Source organism: Vibrio sp. 947, assembly GCF_033339115.1.
Taxonomy (GTDB): domain Bacteria; phylum Pseudomonadota; class Gammaproteobacteria; order Enterobacterales; family Vibrionaceae; genus Vibrio; species Vibrio alginolyticus.
Window position 1 is genome coordinate 63,393 of sequence record NZ_JAWOTX010000021.1, and the last position, 15,512, is coordinate 78,904.

17 protein-coding genes are annotated in these 15,512 nt (G+C 44.9%); all 17 read right to left on the reverse strand.

What is annotated here, in order from left to right; all coding sequences use genetic code 11:
• Positions 1-420, reverse strand: a 420-nt coding sequence (locus tag R7Q39_RS21825) for a hypothetical protein (RefSeq protein WP_225478043.1), incomplete at its 3' end; no start/stop codon positions are given.
• Positions 421-428: 8 nt separating this feature from the next.
• Positions 429-863, reverse strand: coding sequence for an MSHA biogenesis protein MshP (locus R7Q39_RS21830; protein ID WP_115386313.1), 435 nt, complete (start codon positions 861-863; stop codon positions 429-431).
• A complete protein-coding gene (locus R7Q39_RS21835) occupies positions 853-1,563 on the reverse strand; it encodes a PilW family protein (RefSeq protein WP_213898999.1) in 711 nt (236 codons plus the stop codon). The genes R7Q39_RS21830 and R7Q39_RS21835 overlap by 11 nt, the downstream gene beginning before the upstream one ends.
• Entirely contained in the window at positions 1,563-2,144 is a 582-nt protein-coding gene (locus tag R7Q39_RS21840; protein ID WP_213898998.1) for a prepilin-type N-terminal cleavage/methylation domain-containing protein, read from the reverse strand. The genes R7Q39_RS21835 and R7Q39_RS21840 overlap by 1 nt, the downstream gene beginning before the upstream one ends.
• The gene (locus tag R7Q39_RS21845; RefSeq protein ID WP_213898997.1) at positions 2,141-2,689 is read right to left on the reverse strand and encodes a type II secretion system protein; all 549 of its coding nucleotides are present in this window, start codon (positions 2,687-2,689) and stop codon (positions 2,141-2,143) included. The genes R7Q39_RS21840 and R7Q39_RS21845 overlap by 4 nt, the downstream gene beginning before the upstream one ends.
• 115 nt (positions 2,690-2,804) lie before the next feature.
• Positions 2,805-3,038, reverse strand: coding sequence for a type II secretion system protein (locus R7Q39_RS21850; RefSeq protein ID WP_213898996.1), 234 nt, complete (start codon positions 3,036-3,038; stop codon positions 2,805-2,807).
• Between the two features lie 64 nt (positions 3,039-3,102).
• The gene (locus R7Q39_RS21855) at positions 3,103-3,564 is read right to left on the reverse strand and encodes a type II secretion system protein (protein ID WP_213898995.1); all 462 of its coding nucleotides are present in this window, start codon (positions 3,562-3,564) and stop codon (positions 3,103-3,105) included.
• 291 nt (positions 3,565-3,855) lie between these two features.
• Entirely contained in the window at positions 3,856-4,317 is a 462-nt protein-coding gene (locus R7Q39_RS21860; protein WP_258473722.1) for an MSHA biogenesis protein MshF, read from the reverse strand.
• A 3-nt stretch (positions 4,318-4,320) separates the two neighbouring features.
• A complete protein-coding gene (locus tag R7Q39_RS21865) occupies positions 4,321-5,544 on the reverse strand; it encodes a type II secretion system F family protein (RefSeq protein ID WP_005381186.1) in 1,224 nt (407 codons plus the stop codon).
• Between the two features lie 8 nt (positions 5,545-5,552).
• Entirely contained in the window at positions 5,553-7,277 is a 1,725-nt protein-coding gene (locus R7Q39_RS21870) for a GspE/PulE family protein (protein ID WP_213906363.1), read from the reverse strand.
• Entirely contained in the window at positions 7,274-8,368 is a 1,095-nt protein-coding gene (locus R7Q39_RS21875) for a tetratricopeptide repeat protein (RefSeq protein WP_258614519.1), read from the reverse strand. Before R7Q39_RS21875 ends, R7Q39_RS21870 begins: the two co-directional genes overlap by 4 nt.
• Positions 8,365-9,210 carry an ExeA family protein gene (locus tag R7Q39_RS21880; protein WP_318076812.1) on the reverse strand — a complete coding sequence of 282 codons (846 nt, stop codon included), beginning with the start codon at positions 9,208-9,210 and terminating at the stop codon, positions 8,365-8,367. Before R7Q39_RS21880 ends, R7Q39_RS21875 begins: the two co-directional genes overlap by 4 nt.
• Positions 9,211-9,254: 44 nt before the next feature.
• On the reverse strand, positions 9,255-10,895 hold the full coding sequence (gene mshL, locus R7Q39_RS21885) for a pilus (MSHA type) biogenesis protein MshL (RefSeq protein WP_005388471.1): 1,641 nt from the start codon (positions 10,893-10,895) through the stop codon (positions 9,255-9,257).
• Between the two features lie 20 nt (positions 10,896-10,915).
• On the reverse strand, positions 10,916-11,248 hold the full coding sequence (locus R7Q39_RS21890; RefSeq protein WP_005381196.1) for a hypothetical protein: 333 nt from the start codon (positions 11,246-11,248) through the stop codon (positions 10,916-10,918).
• Entirely contained in the window at positions 11,241-11,891 is a 651-nt protein-coding gene (gene gspM / locus R7Q39_RS21895) for a type II secretion system protein GspM (RefSeq protein WP_005381197.1), read from the reverse strand. The genes R7Q39_RS21890 and gspM overlap by 8 nt, the downstream gene beginning before the upstream one ends.
• Positions 11,888-13,333 carry an MSHA biogenesis protein MshI gene (locus R7Q39_RS21900; protein ID WP_318076813.1) on the reverse strand — a complete coding sequence of 482 codons (1,446 nt, stop codon included), beginning with the start codon at positions 13,331-13,333 and terminating at the stop codon, positions 11,888-11,890. The genes gspM and R7Q39_RS21900 overlap by 4 nt, the downstream gene beginning before the upstream one ends.
• A gap of 11 nt (positions 13,334-13,344) precedes the next feature.
• A complete protein-coding gene (gene csrD / locus R7Q39_RS21905; protein ID WP_318076814.1) occupies positions 13,345-15,354 on the reverse strand; it encodes an RNase E specificity factor CsrD in 2,010 nt (669 codons plus the stop codon).
• Positions 15,355-15,512 lie beyond the last annotated feature (158 nt).

Consider the following 15,512-nt stretch of genomic DNA (forward strand, 5'->3'; position numbering starts at 1 on the left):
GTTTCTGTCGGCTGTCACGTTACCATTGATGGTATTGGTGCCGCCTTCGGTTTTTATCTCACCGCTACTGGATAAGTTGATGGGAGCGTTTGAGTTGCCGACCTGACTATTATCTTTGAGTATAATCTGACCTCCTGTGCGAATAGTCATCTCACTTTCAGAAACAATGGTTTCGTTATTTAACGTGAGTCCATTCGGGCATACGTAGGTTGTAGGCTCAGGCCTCGCAGAGTCCTTACCCTCTAGGTAGCCGTTAGTACATAAATAATCCGCATCTCTCGGAGTCCAACCATCAAACACTGAGTAAATCGGCCAGATTATCCATCTGTAGTTCTTCTTAGGCGTAATATCGTACTCTTTTGCGAGGACGTTCGCCGTACTCGTCATCCATATCAAGGCTAAGAAAATCAGTTTTTTCATTCTTGTTATTACTCCCTCACCCAAATCTCTTGCTGGCGCTGAACTTTTGATAAGCCCGAGCCACAAACGGCCGTAGCTTGCACCCTAAATAATGACTCTGCTGCAGACGTATCTTTGTTCAGAGTTCCTAAATATACACAACTCATTGATTTAAGCGTGCATCCTGTCCCTTGTGTGACATTAGGCGTTGCACCACTTACCTCGTCAGTACAGAGCGTCGACACGCTATCACTCGAACCGTTGAGTGGATATAACTTGGTCAGTGCCCACTCATTTGCAGACTGAGCAACAAACCAAGCTTTTGTTCCCAAAAACTCTCTTGTTAATCCGCTTTGATTCGACCATGTCACTTTCATTAAAGAGGAAGCCAAATATCCCATTACAATAATGACGAACAACACGATGATTAGTACATTTCCGCTGGAGTTTCTTCTATGGAACATTGAGCACCTGCACGTCTTGCTGATACACACTACGCTCCCCATCCTGTAAAAACTCTAAGTTAATATGCACTAGTCCACCACGTTGTAGAGTTGGCTCAACATAACGCATGTAACTCGCTGAGGCATCAATACTATCCGTGACAATGACATTATTACGAAGTACTCGGCCGTTATCGAAGCAATAACGGACTTCAGTGCTGGGTTGGTAGATGTAATGACGACCCGAAACCGATGTCGCACCTATTGAACTGGCAGCACCACTGACGACAAATGCCTCTTTCGTTTTGGTTAAACCGCTAATATCAATACTTTGGGAAGACGACTGAAGGTCCTCATAGCGGCTAGGGTTTATCACCATCCGATTCTTCTCTGGAATAGACTCAAGATCAGGATCATTACCGACTAAAAATTCAATATCGTTCGCCGTAAATACATAAAAACCAGAATATTCAATCGGCACAAACTCTAGACAATTAGTTGTTCCTTTTGGCACATGAAAACTATTAGGTACAGCATGGCGGATTTCTCGGGTCATCTTTTCTAAAACAAACTGAGCCTGTGTTTGTATTCGTTGGCGATCGATAGTATCAGCGTAACCTTTCATTCCTAACTGGACATACCCAGCTATCCCCAACATGATGAAGCTGCCGACCACAATCGTAACTATCATTTCCATTAAGGTGAAACCACGATCTTTCATCAGTAGTTCCCCTTAATAGCTGTTAAAGTAAGGGGCTGCGTGTTCCCCGCAAAAATCCTTAATGTTACTTTTTTGTATTCGGTTATTTCATCGGGAGCTTTATCCGTCAGATCATCATAGGCAACGCTAATTTCTAATCTAAAGTTTTTGTACTGCTCAGTACTGTCCGCACCAAGTACATCACTAATATTCCCTCTAGGGACACCATCACACTGAGAAGCCGTTGTAGATGTGCTCCAACACCCGATATAGTCATCGACATCATTGAAATCACTAGGCGTTGTTTCCAAGGAACCGTCTAGTTTTTTATCCGCACCTAATTTATTTACGTCAGTGCAGCTCACTCCATTCTCACCACACCGAACGGTGCCACCATCAAAGTCGCTGTTTTCATCGAAGCCTCGCGACAATATCTGAGACATGAAACCTTGGCCTAATGCGGCAGCACGCATTTGATAATGAGGATTGGCAGAATCTCTAACCTGAGGGACAAGAAAAGAAGTAAACGCCACCATCGCAATGCCCATTAAAACAATCGCGATGATCATTTCTATCAAAGTCATGCCACTAGATTTCTTCATGAGCATGTACCTTTAGAAACATAGCCTTGAGTATTAATTTCAACTTGGCAGCGGCTTCGACCATGCTTATCTTCAATCAGGATTGAAACCCCACCACTCGCTGAGTTTATTGGATTACCCAATAAATCAAACTCGATTGGATTAGTTACAGCATTGGTCTGTGAAAACTTTGCGGATTTATCAACAACCATGTCACTACGAGTGTCTTGTTCCTTGCTAGCCAGGCCGCATGCAGCACTAGACCCGATGCAAGAGCTTGTAATCGACAAACAAAAATTAGTGTAGCTAGAGTCCTCTCCAGCTTTGTAGCTACTAGGTAGGCACCTTTCAGGATAAGACTTGTTTGGGATGCTGATATTCGACTGCATACGATTCACCTGTACTTGGCGAATCACAGAAATCACGCGTTCTTGTAATGCATATGCAGAAAAACTGCCTGAGCCCATAAAACGGCTGGCTGCAAAAAGTGAAAGGATAGAGAGGAGAACAATCACGAGGATTAACTCCATTAACGTGAACCCTAATGCAGAGCTGCGAATTTTCATAACCCAACCTTAGGCTTAGAACAAGCGAAATAAGTATACGATGAAATTATGAGATTAATGATAGGTTTATAATTTTTCGACTCGAAGTGTGAACAGACGAACAAATAACCAATGTCTAGTTATTTTGCCCTTTTGAACGGCCAATCTCTTCTTCAATTCGATCGTACGTTTCTTTATTGCTTAGCGTTTCAGAAACATGCTCGGCGGTTTGCTTGGTTTGCTCCCACTTTGCTTCGTAAGTGTCTGGCTCGAAGCTGATAAATCTTGGTAATACCACATAACCGATCACACCCAAGATAATCAGCACAACCACAAACTCTATTGCACTAAGACCTGATGATTTACGCATATGAACTATTCCGAGATCAATCAAAATATAGAGTTAAAGGCCAGACTAGCTGGCCTTTAAAACTTTATTTAGAGCAAGTATCTGTTATTTCAGTTTTTGCAGGGCTATCCTTTCCTGAAGCTGAAGTATATTTCACACACTTGTCAGTGTATCCTTTTAAACCGTAAGTAATGCTAGAGCCTGCTGTCGTGCCATCATTGTTATCAATCAATAGAGCCCAATCTTGTAAACCATCAACAGCTAAATTAAGTGCCGAAGAGGTAGCTTGAGGAAAACCATGAATCAGGTCAAGAGTCTCACCATTAATTGTAAGCTTTCCAGTAGCTCCGTCTTGGTTCTCAATAGCTGCTTTACCATATACAATACCTGCTGCACCGTCCATCGCGCCTTTCAGCCCCTGAACTGCAGACTCTCGAGCATCATCTTGTAGGTTAAGGAAACGTGGTGCTGCAGTTACCGCTAGAATACCTAGGATTACAATTACCACTACCAATTCGATAAGGGTGAAACCACCTTGTCTTTTCATTGTTTACTCTCTCTATGTAAGCATGCAGTACAACTGCAAAGTTTCGTTTAGGTCACGCGACCATTTTGGATATTGTCAAAACGGTTTGGGGCAGCAACCTTCACTAAAACTGACCGTGAAGTGGATACTGTATCTACCGCTTGAGCAGAATGACGATTCGCCATTATTCAGTTCATGCTGCAATGAGAAAAACACATTATTGTTTACCCTCTATTACAGCTTCTTACTTATGGTAATGATTGCATTATACCGACTTTCAATACCAATTATAGTGATTAGGTGTCAAAAAATTCACTCCGCCGACATTTCGACGTCTATTTTCAGTTGATTAGCTGTTGAAATAACTACAATCGACTGACCATTTTCATAAGTGTATTGACAGACATAACGATCAGTTTTGATGGCTCCATTGATATCCATTAACTTGTTGGTCATTATTTTACGTTGGGGGTAATGCACCGCTAGCCAATAACCACAATCTAATACACCTTGCTGAGTAAAGGGAGACACTAACCCGCCCTCAGTCATAGTAAGGTTTAAGCCATCCATCAGCATATGTTCTGGCTCGCCTTGTACTAGCCAAGCTTGACGATAACGCTGAACACTATCTTGCATCCAAACTCTCGCCAACTTAGCCCCAGTTACTTGTGCTTGCTCGGTCACAGGACGTAATTTGACCGCCAAACCCACCGCCATAATCGTAGCAATAACCCCAAACACAATAAGCGTTGCTCGGCTTTGATTTTCAACCACCTATTAGCCGCCTTTGATGATGTCGAGCATTCCCCACATTGGTAAGAAGATACCCAATGCCAGCACCATGACCATGCCTGCGACAATCACCAAAAGTAATGGTTCTATTCTTGCGGTCAGCGTTTTTAGATCGTAATCGACTTCTCGATCGTAAAAGTCCGACACCTCCAGCAACAACTCATCAATACGACCAGTTTCTTCCCCTACTGCAATCATCTGAATCACCAATGGGGTGAATATTTTGCTGTTGATGGCCGTCACTGAAATGGTGCTACCCGCTTCAATCGCGGACTTCATCTCAAGAATTCGGTTTTCTAAAAAACGGTTCCCTAAGGCTTCCCCGGCCAAAGCCAAAGACTGGTTAAGTGGCACCCCTGATTTCAGCATCAACGAGAAGGTTCTGGCAAAACGAGAAAGCTGCGCACGATTAACGATATCGCCTACAATTGGCAGCCGAAGCCGAAACTTATCGAACTTCTCCCGACCATCAGCCGTCGCCACCCACGCTCTGAACACCGTAAACGCGCCAATCATTGCCACAACCAGCAACACCCAATAATTAACAAAGAAATTAGAAGTCGCGATCAAAATACGCGTCGGCAATGGTAGCTCAACCCCAAAGCGCGTGAACATCGATGCAAACTCAGGGATCACCAAGATATTCAATACAAACATGGCGATGGTGATAAAGATAATGACAAACGTTGGATAACGCATCGCCGCTTTAATGCGTTTGCGAGTCTCAAGTTCCTGTTCGTAGTAATTCGCCAGTTGCAATAGCGCTTGGTCAAGCCGACCCGTATTCTCACCGACGTTGATCATAGAAACGAACAGTGGGCTGAATACTTTACTGTGTTGCTGCATCGCAGAAGACAAACCTCGGCCATTACTCAGTTCAGAAACGACATCTTCTAGCGCCTCTTTGAGCTGTTTGTTTTCGCAATTTTGCAACAAGCCACGCATAGAGCGCAGCAAAGGTACGCCAGCTTTAGTCAAACTAAACAACTGGCGAGAGAAAAGAATAATTACTTCCAACGGAATAGCAGGCACAAACAGCTTAGATAAGCTCACTTGGCTTTTTGCCGACTCTTTCTCTAAACGTACATTGAGCGGGATGACCCCTTTATTCATCAATGCTTCCGCCGCAGCTTCTGAGTTCACTGCTTCGATTTTGCCGTTAGTGGATGAGCCGTCTAGCGTGCGGCCTTGATAACGAAAAGTTGGCATTCACTTACCTATATGAAAATGGGATCAGTCTTACCAGAAGCATCACCCTCACCTAGGGTCATCACTTCATCCAAACTGACGGTGCCTTGTAGCGCCAGTTCCATTGCAGAAGCAAGCAGTGGCTTATAGTTTTCTGAGCGGCGCGCGGCTTGCGCAAAGCCAACCGCATCATTGGCGCGCAATTTATCCATCATCTCTTGCTCAAGTTCGAGCATTTCAAACACACCGATTCGGCCTCGATAACCAGTCAAGTTACAGTTTTGGCAACCTGCGCCTTTGTAAAAAATGGTGCTAACTTGATTTGGGAAACGCCCAGCTAACCACTGCTGGCGAGACTCATCTAAGTGGTCTTCTGTTTTACAATCTGGGCAAACTCGGCGCACAAGACGCTGCGCCACCACGGCTCTGACTGCACTAGCAACCAAGTAACCCGGCGCACCCATATCGATCATACGTAACGCACTGTCGACAGCATCGTTGGTGTGGAGAGTGCTCAATACTAAGTGACCCGTTAGTGCAGCTCGCAGACCAATTTCTACCGTCTCTTGATCACGCATCTCACCAACAAGAATGATGTCTGGGTCTTGACGTAAAAAGGTTCTAAGAACACGCGAGAAAGTTAGATCGATCTTACTGTTAACCTGTACCTGAGTGATGCGAGGCAGACGATATTCAACCGGGTCCTCTGCTGTAATGATCTTTTTCCCAGGTTCGTTGAGCTCACTCAATGCGCCGTAAAGCGTGGTGGTTTTACCGGAACCAGTCGGCCCGGTAACCAAAATCATGCCATGCGGACGCGCCAACTGTCGACGTAAGCGAGCAAGCAAGTCTGGCGGCAAGCCTGACTCTTCTAACGGACGCAAACCAGCGGACTGGTTAAGCAGACGCATTACCACAGATTCTCCGTACTGCGTTGGTAACGTCGACATACGAATATCAATTGATTGGCCACGAACTTTGATATTGAATCGGCCATCTTGTGGCAAGCGCTTTTCAGAAATATCTAGCTGTGCCATCAACTTCAGTCGAAGAACCAAAGCCGATGCAATGTTTACTTCATTTAAGAGCGTTTCATGCAATACGCCATCAATACGCTGGCGCAAACGCAACACTTGATCGTCTGGCTCAATATGAATATCCGAAGCTCCAACCTGTACCGCATCCTCAAACATGGAATTAACCAGCTTTACAACGGTAACCTCTTCACTGTCGGCCTCATCAATACCGTAATCAAAGCTTTGTACATCTTTATGCTCTTCATGCAGCTGCTCAGCAAAGGAGGCGATCTCTTTAGTACGGCGGTAATAACGGTCAAAGCTTGAAATAAGCTGACGCTCTGAAGCCACAATGAACTCAAGGTTGTATTGACCTAACAAGTTCATCAATGATTCTTGAATGAACAAGTCCGCAGGGTCGCTCATAGCAACGCGCAGGGTGTCCCCATTTCGAGCAACGACCATCGCACGTAAGCGACGAGCGTGTACCTCAGGTAAAATCTGCACGGCTTCGGCATCCACAGGTGCACGACCAAGATCGATCAATGGCAAACCAAGCTGCTGAGACAAGAAGTCCAACATTTGCTTTTCGGTAATAAAGCCAAGGTCAATTAACGCATCCCCTAGCTTCTGCCCGGTACTGCGTTGTGCGTTTAGTGCTTGCTGGATTTGTTCTTCAGAGACGATACCTTCCTCAACCAGAAGATCGCCCAAGCGTTTTCTCAACTGAATTTTCATTGTGCGCTCTCCAACTCTTTCAAGATGCTCAAACGGTCACGGATAAATGCTTGCGATTGATTCGAAATGCCAACTTTACCCAGAGCTTGGTTGTAAGAGTTGATCGCGGTAGTAAAAGCCAGAGCACGCTCTTGTTGAATAGCCAAACCTAACCACCAGCGCGCGTTTTCCGGTTCACGCTGAGTGAGGAGTTGATAGCTCTCAAGCGCAATGTCATTTTGCTTGTGTTTTTGTGCCAATGCCGCACGCATCGCCAAGTAATCTCGACTTGGTACTGGAGGCAAATGAACAAGCGGGCTCAGCGCCGCTTCAGGTTGATTAGCTTTCACTAACAACTTAGACAAGGCCAAGCGAAGTACTTGGTTGTTCGTATCTAGGTTGATGCCTTCTTGAATAATCTCATATGCTTTACGCGTGTCACCTTTACCAAAGTACAACGCTGATAACTTTTGACGCGTGTCTGCATTCATTGGCTCATAACGCAACGCCTCGGCATAAGCCGATAACGCCGTTTGCATATCGTTAGCATCGAGTGCCTTTTCCGCTCGGCTAACCGCTTTAAGAGATAATTGGCGGTGAGTAAGCTCAACCTGCTCAATACGCATTGAGCTGTTTTCTGATGTCGTGTGGGTTACGTGATCGTATTGTTCCTCGCTCGGCATCGTTGCTAACTGCGCGAGTAAAACTGAATCATCAGAGGCGATATTTATCTCAGATTTTGGCGTGAACCTATCAGTCTCTTGCATGTGAGGCTGTTGCGCGACCGGCTGTGTGGCTGGTTTAGTGTAAACCACTTGAGTTGTATCGGGCGTCATTTTACTCGTTGGCGAATGAGTGCGCTCCGATGAAACAATTGGTGAGACATTCACAGACGACAATGGCATAGCTTCGGTTTGAAAATGTGATAGCTCGCCTGAAGGGACAGGACCGCGAGAGACCGCCCAACTGCCAACCGCAAGGCTTAATGAAAAACCGGCCACAAGCCAAAGCCAAGGTTTACTGCGTGAGACACTTGGAATCTCCGCACGAGTAAGCTCTGACGGCGATGTTTTTTCAGCAAGTTCTGATAATGCTTTATTGATGGCACTCAAGGTTGACTCCATCCCCAAAATACGGGTGTTTTAAACTTAGGTTTACGGGCATCAAACGTATCGTGCATAGCGGCGTAAACGTGATGATTTTTCAATAGTGTGCAACGATCATTAAATGCAGCAAGCAAAGACTTGTGGCTAATTTGGTTTATCAAGCGCGGAATCCCCATGGATGAACGCCAAATCGCTTTTTTCTGTTCAATAGAAAAAATGTGTGCCCCATTGCCTGCTTTATCTAAACGATTATTGATGTAAGCCACGCCTTCATCGATAGAGAGAGGACGTAACTGGCAACTAAACGTAATGCGTTGACGAAATTGCCTTAGCTCATGGTTAGCTAATCTGTCATCCAACTCAGGTTGTCCGAATAACACCAATTGAATGAGCTTATCTTGTTCCGTTTCTAGATTGCCAAATAGACGCAATGTTTCTAAAGCTTGTGGGGAAAGAGCTTGCGCTTCATCAACGATCAAGACGGTTTTCTTTCCCAAGGCATGTACTTGAATCAAGTGATCTTGAATGAGGGAAACGATGCGCAGCGGATCATCGTTCTCGATACCCAACTCTCTGGCGACAGCAAACTGCAACTGTTCCCCATTCAACACTGGATTGGGTAAGTAAATAAGCTCAACTTCAGATTCAATCTGCTCGATCAGCTTACGGCATACCATGGTTTTTCCAGTGCCGACTTCTCCCGTCACCTTAATCACCCCTTCTCCCATTTGCACGGCAGCTAGGATGGTTTGGATCGCCTCATAGTGAGGGACTAACCCCAAGAACATTTCTGTATTTGGGGTTAACGAAAAAGGCGGAACTCGGAACCCAAAGTGTGACAAGTACATACTCGAATCACAAACCTATTGAAAAACAGAACCTTTCCCAGCGCTTATTGCGCATCTGGGAACCACTCTTGCAGCAGATCACGAGAGCGCTCTAGCTCTTTCTGCCAAGAGTTCACGCCAACTACGGTCGGTTTTAGCAAGATGACCAATTCTGTTTTCTCAGTTACGTTATTCACGTTGCGGAACAAGTGCCCCAGTGCTGGTACATCGCCCAAAAATGGGACTTTAGAAACAAGCTCACGATTTTGCTGTTTCATCAACCCGCCGATAACCACAACATCGCCATCTTTAGCACGAATAACCGAGTCTGATTCACGAATAGAGCTTTTCGCTAATGGCAGTTGGATGTTTTGGAAATCTCCGCCCAAGTTCAATTGCTTCACTTCTTCCGTGACTTCAATAACTGCGGGGTGAACATGCAGGAACACATTGCCTTTGTTATCAATTTGCGGAGTCACATCGAGGGAAATACCCGAGAAGAATGGCGTCAGTTCCACTTCAGGAACTGCATTTGAGTTTTCACCATTGCCTGCATTGCTCGATAGCTCGGTAACAAAGTACTCATCGGTACCCACTTTGATGACAGATTTTTGGTTGTTGGCAGCGGTAATACGAGGGCTAGAAAGGACGTTCAAGTCACCTTGCGTAGACATGAAGCTCAATACAGCATTGAAGTTACCATCCGAAATAGTCACGTTAGTTTGACCGCCCAATAGCGTGCCAATCGCATCCAATGGTGGTAATGTCGACGCAGGGCGGTTGACTACGATACTACCCGAGTTACCAATTGACGCCGATAAGTTTGACCAGTTGATGCCTTGTTGGTAGCCATCATTCAACGTCACTTCTAGGATTTTAGCTTCAAGAATGACTTGGCGCTGCATGCGCTCCTGCGATACACCTAAGAACTCGCGTACTTCGCGAATATCATCTGGAAATGCTCGAACCGTAATAACTCCCGCTTGTGGCGTTACAACCACACTTTGCCCTTTGCCTGAACCAATTAGATTCGCAACAGCTTGCTGCAGCATCGGCCAGAAGTCACTTTCAGTGATGGTTTCGATGCGTGTACCGCCCGTAGATGTGGTCGAGCTATCGTTGTTGTTTCCATTGTTAGAGTCTGACGAGTCAGAACTGTCTGAGCTACCACCAGAATTAGACGTACCAGCCGAGGTTACAGAGCCCGTAACAATGCTGGTTAATGAGCGACCAGAACGCTTGAACTGCAGGTAATCGACTGGAATGGTCACCGTACGCATACCTGCTGGGTAGATTTGAATAACTTTGCCAGACTTCACCACGTCATAGCCATACATATTCTGTACGACATTCAGAACTTCATCCAATGTCACATCTGACAAGTTGACGGTGATATTACCTTGTACCGATGGGTGAATCGCCACGCTGTACTCAGTGCCTTTCACTAATGAGGCGAAAAAGCTTCTTGCATCGACCGCATTCGCCTGAATACGAAAACGCTTCGAGGTGCCTTGCTCTGATGCAACGTTCGAGTCTAAATTTGGCATCAAGTCTGCCTCAACAGAAGAAGGGATTTCTTCCAATGTGCGGCTGTTCGCTTGATTGATCGATTCATTGAGCGCTTCTTTAACTTCCACTGGATTCCGATGACCCATTGAACATCCCATTAAAGAAGCAATCGTTATTCCTACAACTAATTTGCGCATATCTGATCGGGCTCTGGTTATTATTGTTTTACGTTTAAATCAAAAAGCTCTAGGTCCCACTGACGGTTACCACGCTTTAAAGTTACAAATTCACTATTAATGCTCGCGACGCGATAACCCTTAAATAGCTCGCCTTTTTCGACAAGTTTGTTATCCATAATCGCGATACAATCAGTACTTGGCTTACACACAATACTGTTGAGCTTAGGCAGTCGATACCGTTTAACTTTTGGTTTCGCTGACGTTTCAACCGCTGGCTTTTCCCAACCAAGTGGGGCCGTTGGGTCTTGGTTTGCCCAAGCGGTTCCTGCCGCTGCCATAACAAGCAATGAGATGATGAGTTTGTTAACCACCAATAAACTCCTCTCTAGATCCTAGTGTGTAAACTTCTAACACAAGCTTCGCTTTCGGGTACTCTTCGACTTTATAACTAAAGCTGCGCCAGTAATAACTCGCAGGAAGGCTCTCCAATTTATTCAGATAATTAGCAATAGAAAAATAGTCACCAGTCAGTTCCATACGAACAGGATGCACGTAGTAACCAGAGTATTGCGATGCTTCTTTATCTTCCGTTATTGGCTCAGATGGCAAGGTTTGCAGAGACAAAAGGTGAATGCCACTTTGCTGCTCCAACACATTTTCAAGCAGCTCAGCCATTTGCGAAGGTGTAATAAGATGCTCGATGATCTCCGCTAATTGCATCGAAAGATGCTGACTCTCAGCTAACAGATTAGATATCGCGCGATCAATCTCAGCATTTGGATCTTTCTTAAGTTGCGCCTGAATACGTAGCGTATCGATTTCAATCTTTTGATTGGCTTGCTTTAAATTACTTAGTTGCCTCTCATTACTGATGATCTCGTTAAGCTTTGGCTCCAATACCAGCGTAAAGAGCAACATGATCACGACAACTAAACCGCACAATGCGGTGAGCACTTTTTCACGCGTACTCATTTCGCCAAAGCGCCCTTCTAATGAGAGCCAGAATTCGTTCATTTCTCTTTATCCTCGCGCGTTTTTAGTTCAAACGTCACAATATCCTTATCATTTCGACCTATTTTGACGTCGTCAAACGTTCGACCAACCAAGCTAATTTCGTTTTTAAATTGGCTAACCCAATTTGGCACTGAGCTCGGTTGTTTCGCTAGCCCCTTCAGGTCTAAGGCATGGGTATTGATTCGAATTTCGGACAAAGAAATTTCTTGGTTTCCTAGCTTCGCTAATGATTGCATCACGCCAGAGTAACCCGTGCGTTGCGAGTCATCGTATTTCCCGACAGCTTTAAGCGAGTCTCGCTTCGCCTTGACTTCACGCTCTAAGCGGGCTTTAGCTGCCAGCTTATTATTGTCAGGTTGATGTTTACGTAGCTTGACTTGATAACGTTCAAGCTCTGACTTCATGATATCGCCTTTACTTTTTACAATAGCAATCTCATCTTCCAAACCGCTGCTCTGCCAAGTGACATAACCGTAAGAAAATAGAATTGCAGCCGCCGCAACGCCCCAAGATAACGCGATATTTTTTAGCGTCAGGAGCTCTTTTTTCGGTTTTAAGTAATCGGGATATAAGTTGACGCGTCGAGTATTTGAAGTAGCCGCAGTGTCAGCCAAAACATGTCCTGATAGCTCATGTTCTGGTGGTAATAACGGTGAAACCTTAGTACTTAAACGGTAGTTCAGAGCCTGAACAAGCTCGCTCTCATCCTCTTCATCACAGCACACTTTCAATTGATGTAATTGCACGTGGCGTAACTGAGATGAAAGATAGTCAATCGAACGTTGCAGTTCTAACGACAGACTGTCCATCTGTAAATCGCTAGACGGAACCCCCGTTAACGGTGGCGTCACACTGCGAATAGAGCGGTGGAACGCAATAGTATTTCCGACAAAAGCGCTTATACGGAAATGACCACGCACACTGCGTTGTAATAATAGGAAGTTTCCTAGTTCACCCGCAGTCTCTCCCCAAATATCGTCTTCAGGAAGAATGGCTTCTAATGGTAACTGGGCTCGACTGGCCAGTAACACAATCTTATCCAATATTTTTCGCGATAAGACGTATGCTTGCACTTTGGTTGAATTCGGTAACTCGACCGCATCGGCAATAATGTCGATAGCACGCTCAGAGATCAGTTCTTTCAACAAAAACGGTAATGCGGCTGGCCATTCTTGACGCGGCATGACCGGTTTGTCGATTTGGTACATCTGGTAATAGTTATGAGAAAGAACAACCGTTAATGAATCATACGCACTCGCTGCAACGCTCAATGCTTGCTCAACGGCTTTTTCCCAATTGGACTCAGAAATATCAAATTGGTATGGACGACTACTTTTGATTGAAGATGATAAATAAACGGCGTCTGGCTGAATAACCAAAAAGCAGGAGCGACCACCACTAGATGATCGCTTAAGCTTGTCGAATAGTGCTTTGAAATCCATGATTATTATCTTTATTTTTTCCGCCAGCGATTTCGTCTTCCCAATTTAACTTGGGATTCTGATTGAGAATTCGGCAACGCTTGGGGACGAGGAAGAAACTGCTGCTCCGCAGAAAAGTAACGCCCTTGCCCACCATAAACCCCGAGCTCAATTAATGTGTTGAGCTCGTTCTGATTCTCAATTCCCACTGCTATAATTTTAGTTTTACTGTTTGCCGCCGCACCTAGCATACTGCGGACAAATAGCTGGTTTTCATGTCGTTGGTCGATTTTTGCTACTAAACTGCGATGAAGTTTAAGGTAACGAATGTCCACTTCTTTTAAATAGTGAGTGCTGACGATGGTACGCCCAGCCTGCCCAACCATTAAGTGGCACCCTAAACCGGCCAGCATTTTAGCGACTGGTCGCATAAAGTCTAAGTGTCTTACAAATTGTGCTTCAACAAACTCAAAACTGAGACACTTTCTCTGCTCACGTGACAACTGTAAGAGTTCATCACGAAACCATTTAAAGTACTCTCGGTTAGAAAATGGCGTTACATTCAAATTGAGCGCATACGATCTTGAGTTATCAAAATTATCCTTAAACTCTCTTAAGAATTTATTAATAACCGACTTATCCATTTGCGCTTCATAACCAACCTGTCTGATCGCAGAAATGAACCGAGACGCTTTAACAATCCCATTCTCAGGATCGCGAATCCGACATGTTAACTCTTCATATAATGATTTTTTATGCGTCGCGTCACTTATTGGGTGCACAGATTGTGCGTAGAGTATCACACTTTCAGGTGTAAGTGTTGTGTCAAATAACGTTCTCCACCTCACACTTCCGCGAGCTTCTTCATCGTGGTTCCATTTTTTGAAGCGACTCCAATTATTGTTATTTTGTAGTTGCGCACTACGCAAAGCAGTCTCGGCTTCATCAATGATTTGGCTGTGTCGCTCACCTTCTTTATAAGTGGTGATGCCAATATGGCACCAGTTGTCTGGATCAAGTGGCTCTGGCGGCATTAACTTTTCTAACTGGCGAATGCATTGCGAGGCGAGGTTAGCCACATCTTTCGCACTTTGGTGCGGTAGAAAAAGCGCAAAATCAGCATCGTAATAACGGGAAAATACAACATCTGGGTATCGTTGAACTAAATTGGACAATAAACTCCCAACTTCAACAATAAACTCATCCGTAATTTGCTTATCTTGCTCTTCTTCAACCAGTTTCCAGTCTTGAATACGCACTAGCAACACGGCGCCGCGAGCCCCACTTTCTAGTAACGCCGATTCCAACTTGCTATCAAATAACACTCGGTTAGCGGTACCGGTTAGCTTATCAAGGAAGGTTTGAGTTCGAATAAAGGTATCAAATCGGCTTCGCTCTTGACGCGCATCTTGTAACTCTTCGATTAATACATCGAGCGCTTCACTGGCGGTGTAAGGCCATTCTTTTTTGTCACCTTTGGCATACTGCTCTACCCTACCAGCCAGGATCATTCTGCCTCGCTCTTCGAGCATTTCGGAGCCTTCTAATTGCTCCTTAAGCCATGCCACGCCGCGCATTAAGCAGAAGATGATCAATACAACGGCAAGCGTGATCGACCAAAGCGCCTGCATTGAGTAGCTGTAACCTAAGTAAGGGGGAATTGCTTTAAAGTGAATCGTGTAATCTTGATTGTGAGTCAACTGGTACTCAGCCTCAAACAAGACTGACGCTTCCATTTGATGAGAAGTATCTTTGAAGCGATAAACAACGGCGTTGTTGGTCGACAACGTCATTTCGACAATATTGGAAGCCTGCAGCATTTTCGGCATCCAGCGCTGCATAGAATAAGCGGCGTCAGGATCTTCCATCTCCTTGTCGACCACCTCTACGATCCCTTCTAAATAATGGGTGAGATATTCCTGCCCAAGACGTTTAAAAGAGAGGGTGCCACCGACAAACAAGATAAACATGGCGCAGATAACGATCATGGTGACAAAGGCCACCAGCCGTGTGCTTAACTTAAGAGTTGGGGTATACCTCATGAATACCAAATTCCTTTTTTATTCATCATATACCTTATTGAAATATTTATACTTGATAAGAGTTCATCAAACAATCGGATTAGTCTGATAGTGAGAGGCTGGAGCATAAAGAAAATCACACTCATTGATAAGTTTTATTGTTACGCCTAACCTTGCCA

Coding starts and splice junctions, on each gene's coding strand:
- csrD (WP_318076814.1), bottom strand. CDS start 15,354: ATGAGGTATACCCCAACTCTTAAGTTAAGCACACGGCTGGTGGCCTTT.
- R7Q39_RS21855 (WP_213898995.1), bottom strand. CDS start 3,564: ATGAAAAGACAAGGTGGTTTCACCCTTATCGAATTGGTAGTGGTAATT.
- R7Q39_RS21870 (WP_213906363.1), bottom strand. CDS start 7,277: ATGAAAATTCAGTTGAGAAAACGCTTGGGCGATCTTCTGGTTGAGGAA.
- R7Q39_RS21865 (WP_005381186.1), bottom strand. CDS start 5,544: ATGCCAACTTTTCGTTATCAAGGCCGCACGCTAGACGGCTCATCCACT.
- R7Q39_RS21845 (WP_213898997.1), bottom strand. CDS start 2,689: ATGAAAATTCGCAGCTCTGCATTAGGGTTCACGTTAATGGAGTTAATC.
- R7Q39_RS21835 (WP_213898999.1), bottom strand. CDS start 1,563: ATGAAAGATCGTGGTTTCACCTTAATGGAAATGATAGTTACGATTGTG.
- R7Q39_RS21840 (WP_213898998.1), bottom strand. CDS start 2,144: ATGAAGAAATCTAGTGGCATGACTTTGATAGAAATGATCATCGCGATT.
- R7Q39_RS21830 (WP_115386313.1), bottom strand. CDS start 863: ATGTTCCATAGAAGAAACTCCAGCGGAAATGTACTAATCATCGTGTTG.
- R7Q39_RS21880 (WP_318076812.1), bottom strand. CDS start 9,210: ATGTACTTGTCACACTTTGGGTTCCGAGTTCCGCCTTTTTCGTTAACC.
- R7Q39_RS21900 (WP_318076813.1), bottom strand. CDS start 13,333: ATGGATTTCAAAGCACTATTCGACAAGCTTAAGCGATCATCTAGTGGT.
- R7Q39_RS21850 (WP_213898996.1), bottom strand. CDS start 3,038: ATGCGTAAATCATCAGGTCTTAGTGCAATAGAGTTTGTGGTTGTGCTG.
- gspM (WP_005381197.1), bottom strand. CDS start 11,891: ATGAACGAATTCTGGCTCTCATTAGAAGGGCGCTTTGGCGAAATGAGT.
- mshL (WP_005388471.1), bottom strand. CDS start 10,895: ATGCGCAAATTAGTTGTAGGAATAACGATTGCTTCTTTAATGGGATGT.